Genomic DNA, 18658 nt, shown 5'->3' on the forward strand with positions numbered 1-18658 from the left:
CCACCGCCAAAAAACCAGGTGCACCAGAATCCAACTTCAAAAAGGATGTCTGGAACGCCTCAAGAAAGAAAACTGCAGAGCGCCGTAATAGGAAACTGGGTGGGTGATCGCAAGGGCGAAAAAGTATACGTAAATCTTAGTTTCGACGGAAGGTTTGAAGATCGCACCCAACGAGGTCAAAAATTTAAATATAATGGTGTTGGATGGTGGAAGATAAGTGGCGAAATGGTCAAATGGACGTATGAGCAGGGAAAGGGAAACTGGACATATGCCAGTAGAAAAACCAAGCATTTTTCTGTCATAGAAAAGGTTTCCGAAAATGAATTAGTACTGCGTGAGCCTGATGGTAGTGCTACAAAATTAAAGCGCGTATCAGAATCGGAAAATGGAGAGAAATTGGCTGAATCCGATAACAAGGAATGTAGTAAGCCTTTCGAGAAGACTGCAACTGATTTTCAGAAGTGGAAGAGTATTATTGAGAAGGACTGCGCTAAGCTGGCGTCAAAACTTCTTGAGAAAGGACTGGATCCGAACGCATCAGAAAGCAGTAATACAGCATTTACTTATGCCATCGAGAATAAACGCCGCTCTATTGTAAAACATATGATTGAACATAGTGTCGATGTAAATCAGAAGCGGGAGTCGGATGGTGTAACACCTTTAATACTCGCAACACAAATGGGGAATTATCAGCTCGTAAACTCCCTGATCAGTGCTGGGGCGAGAATTGAAGAATACGATAGTAATAAAACCACTGCACTGATCGTGGCCGCAAAAGAGAATAACAAGAACATCGTAAAGCGCTTGCTCAGCATTGGAGCAAATGTAAATGCAAAAGACGATGGTGGATTAACGGCGCTGAAACACGCGGAGGATCGCGGGCACCGCGACGTTGTTAAGGTAATTCAGGATTATAAAAAACTTACCGGTTTAAAGTAAAAATTTGGGCAGCACGTAGAGGAGATTGCGATTTCGCGTTGAATTTGCTGCCCTTATATCAACAGTTGGTTAGTGACAGGGAGTTAGCACCAGGATTAATTAGCGCGTTTTTAAGCTTCAGCGGTACGCTTTGAAGTTAGCTGCATTTTCGTATCCGCTAATTCTTCTTTCTCAGATGAGTCAATTTTGGCGGGCTGTTTCTCGTCGTCCAGGTCAGAATCCTCTAGCAATCCTTTTACCTTTTTGGTTTCTTCAAGTATTGCAGTTGAAACACTAATTTTTTCTTCTTTTTCTGCAATCTGCGCCTGAAGAGTTTTAATTTCGTCTTTTAGTTGATGGATTTCGGATTCCAGCATTTGCTCTTTTTTTGCTGCATCGGTAATGATGTTGCTAATATTTATATTGGCAGATTCCAGGGTTTTGGTAACTACTGCCACAACAACTTCACTGTTATCATTTGGTAAGTCACGCATGAGTGCGACTACGTGATCAATGCCATAATTGTTATTGAGTGACATAGTTGCGACAGAAAAACGCTCATCAATCTCTTCGTTTGTTGTTTTATGAGAGTCTTCGAGCAAACTGTCTACGTATTTCGGTAATTCGTCTTTGCTTTTGTCTTCAGATCTGGTTTTTTGAAACAATCCCATAACTACTTCCCCCAACTTATTACAACCATGATGACTAACAGGATCAATAAGTAGCATACATGAACCGAAGTGCTTGTAAAACTGTTTATTTTATCATCAATAGTAAGTAGGCATTTTCTTTCTCTAAGTAATTATGATAAAGAGGTAAGCAGCTGAAAAACTGGTACTTTTACCTGGAGTGAAATTGAATTTCCTGCGCTAAGTCAATAAGCTTTTTTCAAAGGGTGATATTTTGTAGATAAATTAAGGATGAGGTGCGCAGAATTCTCAGGAATTCAGGGTGGGTATCCTCGGCAAGGGCTAAATCCAGGCAGTCAATGTGGCAACTATAAAGTCTTTAATTTTTACTATCACTCGCAGCTCGCATGCTGTTGGACATATTTGCACCGTGGAATATTCCTATTACTTACAGATTGCGGCCGCTGAATACCATCATGATGATGCATTTAGCGTAGTGGTTGAACTCCATGGCGAAGATATGCTTCTCGATCAGACTCTGGGTAACCGGTTTTACGACGCCCACGTTGTGGATCGCGCCCAGGAGATGCCTGTAAGTCGTAATTTTGTAGTGCCGTGTGAAATTCTCGATGAAGCGTTGGGGACCGACAAGATTTATCTAAAGCTGGTTATTAAATCCAGTGAAGGTGAAGTACTTACCGCAAAATCGGAGACTATCGCCGATCGTTTCTAAGATTTTCTTTGTTACTTTTCTAGCGAGGAATCCCAGTAAGGTGTGCCTTCAAATCTTTTCACCAGGAAATCCACCAAAGCTCGTACACGTTGTGATAAATGACGGGTGTGCGGATAGATCGCATAAGCATCAATGGCTGGCCATTGGTAGTCTTCGAGCAAAGGCACCAGCTGTCCCTTGTTAATCGCATCATAGATGATAAATGTTGGCTCCAGGATGATACCCAATCCTGCAGTGGCAGCTTGACGTAAAAAATCGCCATTATTGGCGCTCAGAACGACGGGTACTTTTACTTGACCCTTATTGCCATTCTGATCCTGGTAATGCCACAAATTGGAGTCGTGGATATTGCTATAGGAGAGACATCGGTGATGCTGTAATGCGTCAGGTGATTGCGGTGTTCCATAAAGCTTCAGGTACTCCGGGCTGGCGCATACCATGTGACGAATTGTTGCCAGGCGCCGGGCAATGAAACTGGAATCGGCAAGCCGAGTGACCCGAATCGCCAGGTCAAAGCCCTCTTGTAAAATATCAATGTGGCGATCATTAAAGTCCAGGTCCAGCTGTAATTTTGGATTTGCTTTCATGAATTCCGTAAAGGCGGATGTCAGGTGTAATAAGCCGAAAGACAGGGGCGCCGCAATTTTGATGACACCTGCCAATTCGCCGTGCTGTTGGGAAACAGCCAGTTCCGCTTCTTCTAAATCTGTGAGTATTTGAATTGCGCGCTGATAAAAGCTCTTACCGCTGTCTGTGAGGTTTAACTGGCGAGTGGTGCGACGAAATAACTGTACAGCCAGATGTTGCTCCAGCTCGGATATCCGGCGGCTCACCGCCGATTTCGCAATGCCCATGTGCTCAGCGGCTGCACTGATGCTGCCGAAATCAACCACCTTGACGAAAGTTTGTAGATTCTCGAATCGATCCATATTGTTGCCAAATAGAGAACAATATTTTGTTAATTTAGCTGTTTATTCTCCATAAAACAACTTCTAAACTGTTTTCAACGACAAACACAAACAGTGCAGAGGAACAAAAAGTGATGAATGTGGATAAGCAAATCGATAAATCACCTAATTCTAAGGCCTTACGAATTTTGAAAATTGATGCCAGTAGTCGCTACGATGGATCAGTGACGCGTCAGTTGGCAAATGATTTTATTGCTGAATTGCAGAAACGTCATGATGCTGTTGTGGTTCAACAGCGGGATGTCGTAAGCGATGCCCTGGCCTATATCGATGCCGATTGGGTAAACGCCAATTTCACACCTGCTGATCAACGCAGTGAAGCGCAATTGCGTGTGCTGGCGCAATCGGATCAGTTAGTGAAAGAGCTGCAGGAGGCGGATGTCCTTGTATTGGGAGCACCCATGTATAATTTCAGTATCCCGGCTGCACTTAAGGCATGGATTGATTTAGTGGCACGGGCTGGCCTCACATTTCGCTACACAGAAAACGGACCGGTGGGACTGCTGGAGAACAAAAAGGCCTATGTTGTGCTGGCATCGGGTGGTACACCAATTGGCAGCGAAATTGATTACGCAAGCGGTTACCTGCGTCACGTATTAGGATTTTTAGGGATTCACGATGTGGAGCTGATAAGCGCCGAACGCATGAATTTTAACGATGAGGAAAGTAAACAGCATGCAGGCCAACAAATTCAGCATGCCGTGGAACAATTACAGGAAAAACTCCGTAGCGCAGCGTAGGTAATTACGAGACCTGTTTTAAATTCGTTTAGACACGAAAAAGGAGTGAATAATGACAAAGCGTACCGTTAAACAATTAATTCAGGCCATGGCTGTATCAGAAGGTGCCGGAGTTACGGTGCATCGTACTATCGGTACGCCCGCTTTGCGCAACCTGGATCCCTTTTTATTGCTGGATCATTTCAGCAGTGACGATCCGGATGACTATATCGCTGGGTTTCCAGATCACCCGCATCGAGGTTTTAATACCTTTACCTATATGCTCGACGGGCACATGTTGCACCAGGACAGTATGGGCAATCGCGGTGATTTACGCGCCGGCGGGGCACAATGGATGAAAGCGGCCAGTGGTGTGATTCATTCAGAAATGCCCCAGCAAACCGCCGGTATGATGCGAGGTTTCCAGTTGTGGGTTAATTTGCCGGCGAAAGAAAAAATGAGTGAGCCGGGTTATCAGGAATTTCCACCGGAGGTGATTCCGGTAGTAAAAACTGAAGACCGACAGGTAAAAGTATTAGTCGGGAATTACCAGGGACAGCAGGGCCCTGTGAACGACCCCTTCACTCATGTGCAATATTTTGATATTACATTAAATGCGGGCAAAACTTTTATTCATGATCTTGATGTGAAGTTACAGGGATTCGTCTATGTCTTCGAGGGGGATGCCCTGATTGGCAATACGGCGTTGCCAAACCATTCCTTTGCGCTATTGGGTGAAGGAAACTCGCTTGAAGTGACGGCCGGTAGCAATAACGCTCGCTTTATTTTAGTGGCGGGTCAGCCGCTGAATGAACCCATTGTGCAATATGGACCATTTGTGATGACGACGCAGGAAGATATCCAGCAAGCATTTATCGACTATCGAGAAGGCAAGCTGGTACGCGAGAAAGCGAGCTTTGTCACTGCTTGATGTTCCAGTAATTTGTAATTCAGCTCACGTGAACGCCCGAACCACACGGGCGTTTTTTATTTTTAAATATGGCAATTTTTTTGGATAAATTATCATTTCGATGTATTCGATGGTGTTTTGAGTTTATTAGGCATTACATTTGCTTAATTCATCGAATTGCTGGAACGTCAATAATTTGGCCTTAGCGATAATAAAGGAATTAGCTAAACTTACGATCATAGTTAGGGGCGGATAACGTTAATAAACAATGACACCTTTCCTGAACAAATTTCTCACCAACGCCAACTACGTAATTGCAGCTGGCTTATCATTGATGATTGCATTAATGATAAGTTTGGCAATCACGGGTATTACGCATATGGCCTCCATCAAGGATGCGATGGAAACTGTTACTACCGAACGCGCTGAGCGAATCAATATTTTAACTGCTATGCGACGCATTGTGCGCGAACGCTCCCTGACAATGTATGCCATCTATCTCACCGATGATCCGTTTGAACGCGATGATGAATATATGCATTTTAGTGAGCTGGCAGAGCAGTTTATAAAATTGCGAATGCAATTCGAAGAAGCGGGCGTTTTACCACAACAGGAGTTAATGTTTAAAGACACACTACGTCTCATCCGGCGTAGCGCGCCACTGCAGGAAAAAATCGTAGGTATGATTGTGGAGGGCGCTGATAAGAATGTCTTTTCCCTGATGTCCTCCGTCGACCTCCCCCTGGAAAAAAGAATATTAACATCTTTCGATAAACTGGTTGAAATTGAGCAGGAAATTACTCGTAACGCCAATGCTACAGCCAAACGGGAATACGAAGACGCTTATTTCATGATGATAGCCTTAGGTATCGTCGTAACCTTGTTAGGTGTATTGATTACATTATTAGTGGTACGACGTGCTCGCCAAATTGAAGGTGCATTATTTGAAGCGAAAGAACAGGCTGAAGTTACTTTGCATGCTATTGGCGATGCGGTAATTACCACGGATGCACAGGGTAACGTGCTTTATTTAAATCCTGTAGCTGAGCACTTGACCGGCTGGCAGTGTGAGAATGCTATTGGTAAAGAGGTATCCCAGGTCTATTGCGTGAAAAATGAATTAACCGGTCACGCGGTTGACCACCCTGCCTATAAAGGAAATATTGACGGCCAAGTGATGGGCTTACAACAGCATTATTTGCTCGATAGCAGGGATGGAACTGAATACACCGTTAAAGACACGGCGTCACCTCTCTTCAACAGTAACGGAGAAAGATTAGGCGTCGTAGTGGTTTCACGCGATGAAACGCACGAGCGCAGTCTGGCGCACCAGTTATCCTGGCAAGCCCGCCACGATAGTCTGACCGGTCTGGCCAATCGTCGTGAATTTGAATTACAGCTTTCCAGTCTTTTATCCAATGCCGATCCTGATCGACCCAAGCATGCTTTGTTATATCTCGACCTGGATCAGTTTAAACTGGTTAATGATACCTGTGGCCACGTAGCTGGCGATGAATTGCTGAAACAGATTGTTGTGTTGTTGAAGTCCAATACTCGAGAGGCAGATATAATGGCGCGCCTGGGCGGTGATGAGTTTGGGCTAATATTAGAGGCTTGCCCATTGCCAAAAGCGGAGCGAATTGCAACTCAGTTAGTAGAGACAGTACGGGATTTTCGTTTTGTCTGGAAAGGTAAGGTGTTTTCGCTCGGTGTCAGTATAGGGCTTGCCATGATTGATGAAAACTGCCGTGATTTTGAAGCCATTCTTAGTGCTGCTGATGCAGCCTGTTTTATTGCGAAGGATAAAGGGCGTAATCGTGTATGGATTCACCACCTCGATGATGAGGATGTTGCACAGCGTCATGGTGAAATGGAGTGGGCATCCAAAATCAATACTGCATTGGAAAATGACCGGTTTCTGCTTTATTACCAGAAAGTACAGCCAGTCACGGAAAGCGATGGTAGTAGTTACTATGAATTTCTGTTGAGGATGGTAAATGATGCGGGCGAGATTATTGCTCCCATGGCTTTTATTCCGGCTGCGGAACGTTATGGCACCATGGCGGCTGTGGATCGATGGGTTGTTCATCGAGTGTTAGGCTGGCTAAACAAAAACAGCGCCAGGATAAAAGATAACGATGTTTATTCCATCAATTTGTCGGGACAGTCACTATGTGATGATGGATTTTTACAATATTGCATTAATGAGCTGGATGACAGCCGAATTAATCCCCAGCAGGTCTGTTTTGAAATTACTGAGACGGCGGCGATTTCAAACTGGAGTCATGCCAGCCAGTTTGTTGCGGCATTAAAGTCCAGAGGTTGCCAATTTGCCCTGGATGATTTTGGAAGCGGTATGTCATCGTTTGCCTATTTAAAAAATCTGCCTGTTGACTACATTAAGATTGATGGTGCCTTCGTGAGTGATATGTTGTCCGATCCCGTTGACCAGGTCATGGTGAATGCAATCAACCAGATTGGCCAGGTTATGGGTATTAAAACTATTGCTGAATTTGTAGAAAACCAGGATATCCTGAAACTTCTTAAGGAAATACAGGTTGATTATGCGCAAGGTTTTGGTATTCACGTACCCGAAGCCCTGGAGCCTCTAAATATTAAGGTCCATTATTTGTCAGAGGATAAATTTAAAATAAATTGATAAATCGTTTCCCTGCCCCGGTGGTTATTTGTCCTCTGCAAGATCGATAATTACAGTTCTATTAAATTCTAAATTAAAATTATCTGGATTCTCTGGTACTTACAAGTCAGGTCTGGAAAGTGATTTTCGTCGTGCAAATGGCAGATTAAAAACCGCATTGAATGATGGGTCAATTATTTTGAACATGCGACTAACAATGTAGTCAGAATTTCAGTGCGATCTCGTTATTTACGACTATTATGTAATAAATGAAAACTCACTAAATAAAGTTATCAAACCTTGGTGTAACGGATGGAGATGATTACATGAATCTAAAATTAATTGCGTTGCTAAGTATGCTTATTTTACCTTTTAGCACATTCGCTGGAGGCGAAGGATGCAGTTCTAAAAAGGGTCATGGTAAAAAGGAAATGTCTGTGGATGCTCAGGAGTTTAAAGAAAGCCACTCCTGGATGTTTTCTGAAGGTGAAGCAAGCGTGAATGTTCCAGGGCATGAACAGTTGAAAGAGTCTGCCCAATCTTCAAAATCGAGCAAAGACGATTTGGTGGAAATTTGATTTACCGATAACTATCGAAAAATAAGAAGAGGGCGAAAGCCCTCTTTTTTTTCCTGAGGTAAAAATCACGAGAATTTTGTTGCAGGCAATTTTGTGTGGTTTCGAATTCGCAGTCTATAATTTAAACAAGTGATTGGCGATAACTGTGAAATAGTTAACGCAGTTCTGGATAATTGTTACGATAACTACGACAGACCAACTATTTTTTTTGAGCGGATTTAATGGCGACTCTACAAAGACTTGGTGATGAAGCTAAATGCCTTCTGGACCAGACGCAACTGCGTATTGGTCGATCACCGGATAATGAGATTATTCTGGAAGATGAGGCTGTAAGTGGTCATCATGCCCTGATTACCATACGGCCGCGTGAACACAACGAAAAGCAGAACGAATATATAATTGAAGACTTGAATAGCACGAATAAAACTTATGTTAACAACCTGGAAATATCCAGCCATGTGTTGAAAGAAGGCGATATTGTTCGGGTGGGAAATACGCGGCTCAAGTTTTCCACGAAAAAATATACCCCACCTCAAAAGCAGTTTGAGCAAACTCAGAAACTGGACCCTAAAAAGCCACAGGGTTATATTTTCCCCAAGTAACAGATTTTACTGTGAACGAATGATCCGGACATAAAAAAGCCTGGTGATCCCATTTAAGGAACGACCAGGCTGTTTTGAAATTGCTGCTGGATTAACGATGAGTGTGGGCTAATACATTTTTGCCTTTTGAGCTTTTTAGGGACACCATATCCAGGTTTTCGCATTCAGGACATTTGGTTTTAAATCGGATGATATGATAAAAAGTCCAGGATGCCGGGATAATCAATAATGGTAGTAATCCGGTCATTAAGGCAACGCTGCCTACGATTAACCATACAAACAAATCTACTAAAAAGCTTTCGAAACACTGGTTAACCGGTTCCCCCATGTAGCCGCAGGAACTACAAACTTTCATTTTCATTTAGATAAGCCTCCAAATAGTTTCTATGATGGGCGGCATTATAGGGTTGAGAATATTAATATTAACTGAATCATTTTTGAGGCATTTTTATAGGCCTATAAGCGTTCAATTGGCGATAATAGGTAGAATTTGATCCATATCAATAAAATGTAAATTCAGAAAAATGATTCAGGTCTTTTTTAGCGAGTTTGTATTGCATTAAGCGCTAATTTACATTTAGCCTAATTTGGCCGGCACTCAGTTATCAGTCTTTGAGATTAAGTGATGATCAATAAACAACGCATGGAACCCGTCGTGGATGAACCGTTCATCGTGTTCATTGTGGGATTTCGAATCAATAAATACTGGAAAATACACAAATGGTTGCCGGTGATACTGGCATTTAAGCGTATGTTAAAAGAATTGAGTAATACTCCTGAGAAGGGTTGTATGGGGTATGAATACTGGGGAGGTCGTGTGCGGGTGTGTATTCAGTACTGGAAAAACTACGAACAATTGCTGGACTACGCTCGTGATAAAAGCGCTGGTCATTTTCCGGCATGGTTTGATTTTAATGCAAAGATAGGCCGCAGTGGCGATATAGGTTTGTGGCACGAGGTTTATTTTGCCAAACAGGGTACTTTTAAAGCGGTTTATAAAAACATGCCGCCATTTGGACTGGGTAAAGCCACGCAATTAACGCCCTCAAAATCCACAAAAATTGAAATTGATGCTTAACGTAGATTTTTCCATATCAAGCAACGTTGATCAGTAGCAAAATTACAAAACAGGTAAAATCACCATGAGTAATCGCAAATTCCAGTTTCGTCTTTCGAGTCAATATAAATCAGAGAAGAATGATGTATCCAAACTGCTATTTGAACATTTGGTGGATAGTGAATGGCAGGAATACGACCCGACGAACTATGCTGCAGGATTTTTAGTATTGCTTTACGCCTTATTTAATTGTCAGCATTTGTACTTCCGGGTTAACGCCGCAGAACGCGGTCTGCAACTTAAATCAGCCAGAGGCACGCTTGATGTAGAAACCAATAAAGACTGGGAGATACAAAAGTTTCATATCCACTTCGAAGGACTGTTGAATTCGGGCGTACCTGGCAAAGACGATGAAGATTTTATAGTGGAGCGGTTGGCGCATTGCCCGGTTTCCGTGAATATTAAACCCATAGCCGATATGCAGGCCAGTATTCGCTTTGAATAGCAGTATGCTATGACGTAAGCGCCAGAGATGTTTTGTGCTGGTGTAACTTTGGCTGAGTTGCCGTTTTACGTAGATACAATGACTCGCAACGCATCCAGTCGCGGTGAAGACGATGCCAGCGCTTCGGTAACATTTCTATACTGTTGTTCAAAATATTCAATTTCTTCACGACGCACGTTTGGATTGACCTGCTGCAGTGCTTTAAGACGATTGATTTCCCGCTGAAGTAGCTGGTGGGTGTGTTCCTTGGCGGTAGCTAAAATTTTCGGTGCGTATTGTTCAGCGAGCCTCTCGTTTTGCTGGATCAATTTTCTTATTTCATCTTTATGCGATTTTACAATCTTAATGGCAACTTCAGGAGGTACAGGTTCCTGATGCTGATTGATCACGGCATGAGTTAGCAGATTACTGACATCTTTCCCGTTAATATCAACAACAACTCTTATCGTCGTCAAAGGTAAATAACGTCCTGCCTGTAGTTGCTCGCTGGCCATCGATTCCAGAATAAAAATGACTTCCAGAAGTAAGTTGCCCGGTTTGATGTCTTTATGCTTGATTGCGCAAAGTGCTGTATTACCCTGTTCGTTACTTAATACCAAGTCGATGGCACCCGATACCATGGGATGTTCCCAGGTTATAAATTGCATATCCTCGTTAGTTAAAGCAGTGTCTCTGTCAAAAGTAATGGTCGATCCATCCTCTTGCAGGCCGGGAAAGCCAGCAACATCTGTATGTTGCCCTGGGTGCAATACGTAGCTTTTGCTGCTGTGAACTTCACTATCGATGTCATAACAATTGAATACTTTTTCGAGATAATCATGCAGTGCCTGATCCACATCCTGCTGGTGAATTTCGTCACTTATTTGCCTGGCAATATTAAGACGACAGGAGTTATATTCCAGTAAACGATCACGACCTTTTTGTAATTCGGCGTTGAGTTCCTGGTGAAGTTTTTTGGTGGTATCAATTAATGCGGGTAAATCCTCAATGCCTTCATCAATTTGATGTAATGCCTCCAGCAGGGTTGATTCAACCTGTACAAACACACTATGTCCCGCAGGGCAGGTATGCTCAAATGCCGATAAGCCTTCATGATACCAGTGAAACATGATTTGCTGGGGACTGTTGTCGATGTAGGGCGCATGTATTTGAATGGTTTCTGATTGTCCGATGCGGTCCAGTCGTCCGATTCTTTGTTCCAGCAAATCCGGATTGTAGGGCAAATCAAACAAAACCAGGTGATGGGCGAATTGAAAGTTGCGTCCTTCACTTCCGATTTCAGAACAGATTAATACCTGGGTACCAGCTTCCCGATCGGCAAAATATGCAGCAGCACGATCTCTTTCGATAATTGACAGACCTTCGTGAAAAACGGCAGCATGGATCCCCTGTTTTTTACGCAACGCTTCGGCGATGTCCAATGCTGATTGAGCACTTGATGTTATGACCAGAACTTTCTCTGGTTTGAGTTCCCTGAGTTTGTCAATTAACCAGTCGATTCTCGGGTCGATTGTTGTCCACGGTGCCTGTTGGTTGTTTTCAGTATTTTGGTAAAGCAACTCCGGGCTGAGCAATTCCTGTGGCTGACTAATTCCCGAGGACTGGAATTCAGCCAGGCTGGATTCATATTCCCTGGGTAAAGGGAGAGCGTAGGCTGTTATTTTTCTGTCAGGGAAACCCTTGACGGCGGTTCTTGTATTACGAAACAGAACGCGGCCAGTACCATGCCGGTCAAGAAGGTGTTCCACCAGTTCATTGCGCGCAGCCTGTTTAGTGTCAGCATCGATATTGTCTCCCTGGAGCTGGTCCAGGAATTCATAGTTATCACCTTCGTCAATCGTGCTTACCAGGGTGTGATAAGCACGGTCGCTGAGTTTATCTTCGTTTATTAGCTCTTCAACAGCTTGTGCGACAGGTTCGTAATTTTGTTCTTCTTTCAGGAAATCTTCATAACTGGAAAAACGGTCACTGTCGAGCAAGCGTAAGCGCGCAAAATGACTGGCCTTGCCCAACTGCTCCGGGGTGGCTGTTAATAATAAAACGCCTTTGGTTTGACTGGCTAGTGCTTCAACAACCTGGTATTCGGTGCTCGACTGTTGGGGGGACCAATGTAAATGATGTGCCTCATCTACTATCAGCATATCCCATGCACCGTTTAAGGCCTGTTGAAAGCGATTTGGATTTTCCACCAGGAAATCCAGGCTACACAGAATTAATTGTTCAGTATGAAATGGATTTTCCTGTGTGGCACTTTCTTCCTCGGCGAGGCAGCGTTCTTCATCAAAAATACTGAACCTTAAATTGAAACGGCGCAGCATTTCTACCAGCCACTGATGAAGCAAGGTTTCCGGTACCACGATTAATGCGCGATTGGCACGCTCGGTAATCAGTTGCTGATGCAGGATCATGCCCGCCTCAATAGTTTTACCCAGGCCAACTTCGTCAGCCAGTAAAATGCGTGGGGCATATCGGTTGGCAACTTCATGTGCGATGTATAGTTGATGGGGAATTAAACTGGTGCGACCACCCACCAATCCGCGGACATTGGAATGTAATTGTGTGTTCACGTTGAGCAATGTCTGGTAACGAAGCTCAAACCATTTATCCTGATCAATCTGGCCACTAAGCAGCCGGTCAACGGGTTTGTTGAGCTGTATAAAATTATCCAGTTCACTTTCAGGTAATATATCGTTCTTATTGCCATCGCGTGTGCCATGGTAGGTAAGCAGGCTGTCTTCTTCTTCTACCGATGTTACTGTGAGAGTCCATCCTTCATGGCTGCGAACAGAATCACCCACTGAGAATCGGGCACGCGATAGTGGTGCGGTTTCTTTTGCATAGGTTCGAGTTTCGCCAGTTGCGATAAATACAACCGTAACACTTCGATGGTCTGTTTTTAGCACGGTGCCGAGACCATGCTGGAGTTCTGCATCACTTATCCAGCGTTGGCCTGGTACAAATTCCTGCATTCGTTATTTTCTCCGTAGCTATGCTTGCTTTTTGTGATCTACAGGCTTCGATGACAACATTAATTGTAGTGCATGGTAAATCGATATAAAATTGAGTGGTTGCTAAGGTCTCAACCGAAGTATTACCTGGATATCTAATTATGACACAAATTAACATCATGGCCTTACGTCATTCAGCATTTTATTCGCCCTTGTTGATGACGATTGCGGGGGGATTTTTACAGGACGAAGGTCTGGAGCCCGAATATCGTCCGGCAACTCCAGATGACACTGTACCCGAAAATCTTCGGAATGGTGGCTGTCACCTGGCACAGTCAGCGGTAGCGACCAGTTTCAGCGATCTGGAAGCAGGAAAAATCATCGACATTGTGCATTTCGCCCAGATAAATGAACGCGATGGATTCTTCATCGCTGGTCGTGAGCCAGATCCGGAATTCCAGTGGTCCCATCTGGTGGGTAAGAAGGTTCTGGTTGATCATTTTTTTCAACCGATGGCAATGTTGAAATATGGTTTACACAAACAGGGAATTGAGTTTGACCAGCTTGACGTTGTGGACGCTGGCGATGTTAACGCCATAGACAGTGCTTTTCGAAAAGGCAAGGGTCAATACGTGCATCAGCAAGGTCCTGCGCCACAGCAATTGGAACAGGATGGATTGGGATATGTTGTCGCAGCAGTAGGTGATGCAGTTGGTCCGGTGGCTTTCAGTAGTCTCTGTGCTACACGAGAGTGGATAGCATCAGACATGGCCACAGCATTCATGCGTGCATACAGGAAATCATTGCAATATGTTATATCGGCTCCCGCTGAAGAAATCGCTGCCCGGGAAGGTGAAGCAGGATTTTTCCCCGGCATTGATAAAAAAGTTTTAACCGATACGATTGCCTGTTATCAAAGACTGGGTTGCTGGACTCCTGATCCAGTAATAAGTGTTCAGAGTTATAATAATTTACTGGATGTTTTTATGTTTAATGGTTTAATACGTGACCGATATCCGTACGAATCAGCCGTGGTGCAACCACCACAATAAACAGCGTTAACAAATTTCTGTGTAAGTCAGGAATGAGCAATAACTTTTAGCATATCCATCGTTGTTACAATGCCAGTTAGTTTCTTATCCCGTGTTATCAGTACTCGGTGAATGTGTCCTTTCAACATAGTTTCTGCGGCTTTCTGAACGGGGGTATCCTCGCTCATTTCAAATACCATCGGTGTCATGATATCTTTCACGGTAATCATGGATTCTGACTCAATTTTTAATTTGCTCAAATCTTCCTGGGAAATGCCGCTCAATGTGCCGGTGTTCTTGTAATACTCGTGTGAGCTTTCCTCATTGGTGCTGGCAGGAAGCGTATTGTTTCTTGCCAGATCAGACAAGGAAACGACTCCTGTCAGTTTATCATTAGAGTCAACGACGGGTGCACCTGATATCTGCTTGTCAAAGAAAAATTGTGATAACGTTTCTAAGGACCAATCGTCTTGAACACTTTGAACGTCGGTGGTCATGATATCTTTTATGGTCTTCATTGTTGTTTTTCCTTGAATTAATCATGAAGGAATGCGGGAGTGGTTATGTGTTAAATGTATCTTTATCTATCGAGTATTTCATTGATGCACGTCATATGCAAAAAACTTGGTTTTCCGTGTATTGAAAGGGCGAATAGATCAATAAGAAGTTACGCCATTCAATTAGCGAGTGGCTTGCTCAAGATAAGCTGATTTTGGTTTGTGTTCTGCTCTGTGTGATGTAAGTAGCCAAACAAAGGCAGGTGAGTTGAGCAGGCCTATTGCTCAGTATCGGTTTCGGCGGCTAGAACAGTGGCCCGACTTGGTATTCGGGCGATGTAAGTAATAATTACAGTGGCAATAAATAATAATAAGAACTGCAGGTAGGATTGCTCAATGAAGAATAATATAGTGATTGTGAAGGTAGTCATTATGAGAAGAATGGCACGTATTTTAACTGCAGACGAGATTGTACGGGATTCCTGCCATTCTCTAATGACAGGGCCAAAGGTTTTATTGCTAATTAACCATTGATACAGCCGCGGTGATGATTTGGCAAAACAATACGCTGATAGCAATATAAAGGGTGTTGTTGGTAATAATGGCAGAAAGATACCAATAAATCCCAGTATCAACGAGAGTATTCCGATGCTTACATTAACTATACGCATTTTTGTATCAGTGAAATCAGTTTGCTAGACAGGTTGAACCAGTACCAGTGGAGCGGTTACTACCGCCCAAAATTCCTGCTGGGTATCGTGCCATCTTTTAGCATCCTCATCTGAGGCGTGTTTTACCAGCCCCTTTTCTACCCACGGTTGCACGACGTTTTTATTGTCCAGAGTAAATTGCTTTGCCACCTCGACCAGATCCAGTTCTTTTGCCACAATGATTACGACACCGCGCGCAAAATATCGTTGCAGTTCTGGCCAACTGATTTGACCAGTTTCCAGATTAAGTTTCTGGAATACCAGTTCTTCATTGTCGAAATTATTATCACTATCCTTCATGGGCTATATTGTAGGGCAGGAAATGATCAATCGCCAGAGTTATAACATTGAGAATGGGAGGAAAAATAGGATGGAAGGGCGAATTACTGAGCTTGAGTCCAGGGTGGCTTTTCAGGATGATACGATTCAAAAACTAAATGATGTTATCGTGGACCAGCAGCAACAGATTGATCAAATTTCTGCTCAAATGGCTGTGCTTAAGGAACAAATTAAGACTTTGTCTCCCGAGATGTTGGCGGATGAGTCACAGGAAACGCCGCCACCGCATTACTGAGTTTACGCGTTGTGCATCGATTATCGAGAAAAGATTTCTGTCGAAATATACATCAACAGTAATGCTATTTTTTCAATGAGTTACTTGAGTTAAGTCTCTCTTAATAATTCCATAACTCTGTGCTAATTTGCCTTTGCTTTAATTATCCTCAAGCGAAGTGGTTCACTGTCATACAAAACACCTATGGAGGATATAGATATGGACAGCACAGAATTGAATGTAATCGGAAGAGTCAGTCGAATCGTTGTTGGCACAGGCCTGATAGTTTTTACTTTAGTTGTCAATTTTACGCCGCTTGGTTTGTTCGCGTTGTTGCCCTTGCTGGCAACTTATCCAATTTTCACTGGTATATACGGTTATGATCCTGTCAGTCAATGGATTGATAAGGAGTTCGCCCAGATATTGCAGGTTAGTGAACGTTTTTTTGGAAGAGGGCATACCCCCAGGCACAGCTAATTATTATTCGATGATTAAAAAGTTGGTTCCCCTGAGGACTGTCAATAGTCCAGACAAAAGCACAGCTTTTCCCCTGACGGGCTGTGCTTTTTTTATTTTTTATTCAGGAGCAATATAGATTTCAGGCTGGTCAAATTTCGAATTAATAGAGGAGGTTGACCAGGTATAAGCTTAACCAGGGAATATAAGTGATGACCAATAAAGCCAGTATTAAAACCATCATCCACGGGATTGCGGCTTTGGTGACTTCAGTTAAGCTCATTCCCGTTAAACCTGCCGCGACGTACAAATTTAGTCCGACCGGAGGGGTGATCATTCCCACTTCCATATTGGTCGTCATGATAATACCCAGATGAATCGGGTCTATGCCAAGGTTAATAGCAATTGGGTGAAACAGTGGAGCCATAATTAACAGGATGGCCGAGGGCTCCATAAAGTCGCCAGCAAACCACAATATAATATTCACCAACAATAAAAAGCTAACCGGGCTGGGATCCTGTTCCAGTACTGTTTCAGCCAGCGATTGAGGAATTCGTGCCTCCGTTAGTACATGTGCGAATATCATGGCGCAGGCAATAATAAACATTAGCACAGCAGTCATCTTGGCGGCGTCCAGCATCACTTTTGGTACATCCTTGATGCCCATATCGCGGTGCACGACTAAAGCAATAAACGCGGAATATACCGCTGCTGTTGCCGCTGCTTCGGTGGGTGTGAAGATACCGCCGTAAATTCCTCCTACAACGATCACAATCAACAACAAGCCCCAAAACGCACGTATAAAACTCTTGAGCAAATGACCAAAGCCCTTCCATTCGTCTCTGGGCATTTTCATGCGGCGGGCGACTATGTATGTAGTGACAAGCAAAAATGAACTCATCACCAGGCCGGGTATGATGCCGGCGATAAATAATTTTCCTACGGACTCCTCTACCGCATCTGCATACACAATCATGGGTATAGAAGGCGGGATCAGAATTCCCAGGCTGCCCGAGGTTGCAATGACGCCAACTGTATAACGTTTGTCGTATCCGGCGGCAATCATACCGGGGATCATAATGGAACCGATTGCTACTACAGTGGCGGGTGATGACCCTGAAATTGCTGCAAACAACATACAGGAAACAACGCCGGCCATAGCTAAACCACCGTGCATCCAGCCCACCAGGGCCTTGGCAAATTCTATGAGTCGTTTTGAGACACCACCTGTTGTTAAAAAATGAGAAGACAGTATGAAAAAAGGGATGGCCAGCAGTGTGGTATGTTCCATAGTGTCAAATAACTTCTGTGCCACTACTGCAGGCGAATCATCGGATGCCAGATACATAAATCCCAAACTGGTTAATCCCAGGCTGATGGCGATGGGCACGCCGATTAACAGAAATACAATTAATGCCAGGAAAATAAGTGCTGTGGTCATCGTTGCAGCTCTTCCAGCGCTTTGCTCGCTTCACTGGCATGAATATGCAGAATGTCCCCCTTCCATATCATCCATGTCACGCGTAATAGATGATAAAGCATCAGGAAAAGACCAATAGGGATTGCGAGATAAGGGATCCACTGTGGTATTTGCAGATCCAGTGAAAGGTCGCCCCAGGAATATACCTTAATGGTGTATTGAATGGATAACACGAACACGGTTGCTACAAATAGCAATGACAAGACTGCCGCAATCAGACTGATTATGCGTTGAGTTTCAGCAGGGAATTTTTCGACAAGTATATCGATGCCGAGGTGAATACCCGCCTTCACACCATGGGCAGCGCCAATCAGAACAACCCACGCAAAAATGTACTGCACGGCTTCCAGTACCCAGGTAATGCCGCTGTCGAACAGGTAGCGCAACACTACGTTGGTAAATAGCAACAAGGTACCGGCAGCCATGCCGATAGTAATTACCGCTTTTTCAAAAATGTCGATTGTTGTATTTATTTTATCGAACATATTACCGCGCTTGGTTTTGTATTATTTATTTTGCGGCTACGTTTGTGTTTCCTAATAGTTTGTGTATGTCGTCAAGCAACTTTGCGCCAATCTGTTTCCTGAATTTATCTTCAAGCTTGGCTGTTGCTTTTCGCCATTTGGCCCTTTCTTCAGCAGTTAGTTCTACGACTTTTGCCGGACCTTGTTTTTCGATTTTATTCCGGTCACCCTTGTCAGCTGCGGCGGCGAATTTACGGCCTTC

General features: G+C 43.7%; 21 protein-coding genes and 1 pseudogene. 12 read left to right on the forward strand and 10 right to left on the reverse strand.

Annotation, left to right across the window (positions count from 1 at the left end):
- Positions 1 to 939, forward strand: a 939-nt coding sequence (locus ACWVCM_RS11625) for an ankyrin repeat domain-containing protein (RefSeq protein WP_455201921.1), incomplete at its 5' end; no start/stop codon positions are given.
- A 110-nt stretch (positions 940 to 1049) separates the two neighbouring features.
- Here the strand turns inward: ACWVCM_RS11625 and ACWVCM_RS11630 are convergent.
- A complete protein-coding gene (locus ACWVCM_RS11630) occupies positions 1050 to 1589 on the reverse strand; it encodes a hypothetical protein (protein ID WP_455201922.1) in 540 nt (179 codons plus the stop codon).
- Between the two features lie 319 nt (positions 1590 to 1908).
- Between ACWVCM_RS11630 and ACWVCM_RS11635 the strand changes: the two genes are divergently transcribed.
- Positions 1909 to 2280 carry a hypothetical protein gene (locus tag ACWVCM_RS11635; protein ID WP_455201923.1) on the forward strand — a complete coding sequence of 124 codons (372 nt, stop codon included), beginning with the start codon at positions 1909 to 1911 and terminating at the stop codon, positions 2278 to 2280.
- 11 nt (positions 2281 to 2291) lie between these two features.
- Here the strand turns inward: ACWVCM_RS11635 and ACWVCM_RS11640 are convergent, their stop codons facing one another.
- Positions 2292 to 3209 (reverse strand): LysR family transcriptional regulator, encoded by a 918-nt coding sequence (locus tag ACWVCM_RS11640; RefSeq protein WP_455201924.1) that lies wholly within the window; start codon positions 3207 to 3209, stop codon positions 2292 to 2294.
- A gap of 113 nt (positions 3210 to 3322) precedes the next feature.
- On the opposite strand from ACWVCM_RS11640, the gene ACWVCM_RS11645 reads away from it, so the two are divergent.
- The 5 genes from ACWVCM_RS11645 to ACWVCM_RS11665 all read left to right on the forward strand — a co-directional run bounded on the left by ACWVCM_RS11645 (position 3323) and on the right by ACWVCM_RS11665 (position 8695).
- Entirely contained in the window at positions 3323 to 3988 is a 666-nt protein-coding gene (locus ACWVCM_RS11645) for an FMN-dependent NADH-azoreductase (RefSeq protein ID WP_455201925.1), read from the forward strand.
- Between the two features lie 52 nt (positions 3989 to 4040).
- Complete coding sequence (locus ACWVCM_RS11650) at positions 4041 to 4898, forward strand: pirin family protein (RefSeq protein WP_455201926.1); 858 nt, start codon at positions 4041 to 4043, stop codon at positions 4896 to 4898.
- 247 nt (positions 4899 to 5145) lie between these two features.
- Positions 5146 to 7536 (forward strand): EAL domain-containing protein, encoded by a 2391-nt coding sequence (locus tag ACWVCM_RS11655; protein WP_455201927.1) that lies wholly within the window; start codon positions 5146 to 5148, stop codon positions 7534 to 7536.
- A 305-nt stretch (positions 7537 to 7841) separates the two neighbouring features.
- Positions 7842 to 8093, forward strand: coding sequence for a hypothetical protein (locus ACWVCM_RS11660; protein WP_455201928.1), 252 nt, complete (start codon positions 7842 to 7844; stop codon positions 8091 to 8093).
- Between the two features lie 221 nt (positions 8094 to 8314).
- The gene (locus ACWVCM_RS11665; protein WP_455201929.1) at positions 8315 to 8695 is read left to right on the forward strand and encodes an FHA domain-containing protein; all 381 of its coding nucleotides are present in this window, start codon (positions 8315 to 8317) and stop codon (positions 8693 to 8695) included.
- Positions 8696 to 8786: 91 nt separating this feature from the next.
- Here ACWVCM_RS11665 and ACWVCM_RS11670 read toward each other — a convergent pair whose 3' ends face one another.
- Positions 8787 to 9056, reverse strand: a complete 270-nt coding sequence (locus tag ACWVCM_RS11670) for a hypothetical protein (RefSeq protein ID WP_455201930.1) — start codon at positions 9054 to 9056, stop codon at positions 8787 to 8789.
- A 264-nt stretch (positions 9057 to 9320) separates the two neighbouring features.
- Between ACWVCM_RS11670 and ACWVCM_RS11675 the strand changes: the two genes are divergently transcribed.
- Together ACWVCM_RS11675 and ACWVCM_RS11680 are read left to right on the forward strand one after the other, a co-directional pair.
- Positions 9321 to 9773: a DUF4188 domain-containing protein gene (locus tag ACWVCM_RS11675; protein WP_455201931.1), complete on the forward strand. Its 453-nt coding sequence runs from the start codon at positions 9321 to 9323 to the stop codon at positions 9771 to 9773.
- Between the two features lie 64 nt (positions 9774 to 9837).
- Positions 9838 to 10257, forward strand: coding sequence for an OsmC family protein (locus ACWVCM_RS11680; protein ID WP_455201932.1), 420 nt, complete (start codon positions 9838 to 9840; stop codon positions 10255 to 10257).
- A 65-nt stretch (positions 10258 to 10322) separates the two neighbouring features.
- Here the strand turns inward: ACWVCM_RS11680 and rapA are convergent, their stop codons facing one another.
- Positions 10323 to 13226, reverse strand: a complete 2904-nt coding sequence (rapA, locus tag ACWVCM_RS11685; RefSeq protein WP_455201933.1) for an RNA polymerase-associated protein RapA — start codon at positions 13224 to 13226, stop codon at positions 10323 to 10325.
- Positions 13227 to 13366: 140 nt separating this feature from the next.
- On the opposite strand from rapA, the gene ACWVCM_RS11690 reads away from it, so the two are divergent.
- Positions 13367 to 14257 (forward strand): ABC transporter substrate-binding protein, encoded by an 891-nt coding sequence (locus ACWVCM_RS11690; RefSeq protein ID WP_455201934.1) that lies wholly within the window; start codon positions 13367 to 13369, stop codon positions 14255 to 14257.
- Between the two features lie 26 nt (positions 14258 to 14283).
- On the opposite strand, the gene ACWVCM_RS11695 is transcribed toward ACWVCM_RS11690, so the two are convergent.
- The 3 genes from ACWVCM_RS11695 to ACWVCM_RS11705 form a co-directional block, all read right to left on the reverse strand.
- Positions 14284 to 14754 carry a CBS domain-containing protein gene (locus tag ACWVCM_RS11695; protein ID WP_455201935.1) on the reverse strand — a complete coding sequence of 157 codons (471 nt, stop codon included), beginning with the start codon at positions 14752 to 14754 and terminating at the stop codon, positions 14284 to 14286.
- 257 nt (positions 14755 to 15011) lie between these two features.
- On the reverse strand, positions 15012 to 15404 hold the full coding sequence (locus ACWVCM_RS11700; RefSeq protein WP_455201936.1) for a YbaN family protein: 393 nt from the start codon (positions 15402 to 15404) through the stop codon (positions 15012 to 15014).
- A 24-nt stretch (positions 15405 to 15428) separates the two neighbouring features.
- On the reverse strand, positions 15429 to 15743 hold the full coding sequence (locus ACWVCM_RS11705) for a DUF2288 domain-containing protein (protein ID WP_455201937.1): 315 nt from the start codon (positions 15741 to 15743) through the stop codon (positions 15429 to 15431).
- Positions 15744 to 15813: 70 nt separating this feature from the next.
- Here ACWVCM_RS11705 and ACWVCM_RS11710 point away from each other — a divergent pair, with 70 nt between their 5' ends.
- Both ACWVCM_RS11710 and ACWVCM_RS11715 read left to right on the forward strand, forming a co-directional pair.
- Entirely contained in the window at positions 15814 to 16017 is a 204-nt protein-coding gene (locus tag ACWVCM_RS11710) for a SlyX family protein (protein WP_455201938.1), read from the forward strand.
- 198 nt (positions 16018 to 16215) lie between these two features.
- A complete protein-coding gene (locus ACWVCM_RS11715; protein ID WP_455201939.1) occupies positions 16216 to 16473 on the forward strand; it encodes a hypothetical protein in 258 nt (85 codons plus the stop codon).
- A 142-nt stretch (positions 16474 to 16615) separates the two neighbouring features.
- On the opposite strand, the gene ACWVCM_RS11720 is transcribed toward ACWVCM_RS11715, so the two are convergent.
- The 3 genes and pseudogenes from ACWVCM_RS11720 to ACWVCM_RS11730 form a co-directional block, all read right to left on the reverse strand.
- A complete protein-coding gene (locus ACWVCM_RS11720) occupies positions 16616 to 17893 on the reverse strand; it encodes a TRAP transporter large permease (protein ID WP_455201940.1) in 1278 nt (425 codons plus the stop codon).
- Positions 17890 to 18417, reverse strand: coding sequence for a TRAP transporter small permease (locus tag ACWVCM_RS11725; protein ID WP_455201941.1), 528 nt, complete (start codon positions 18415 to 18417; stop codon positions 17890 to 17892). The genes ACWVCM_RS11720 and ACWVCM_RS11725 overlap by 4 nt, the downstream gene beginning before the upstream one ends.
- Positions 18418 to 18442: 25 nt before the next feature.
- A pseudogene (locus ACWVCM_RS11730) lies at positions 18443 to 18658 on the reverse strand (hypothetical protein); the annotation flags it as partial.

It is taken from the genome of Kaarinaea lacus (assembly GCF_975902315.1).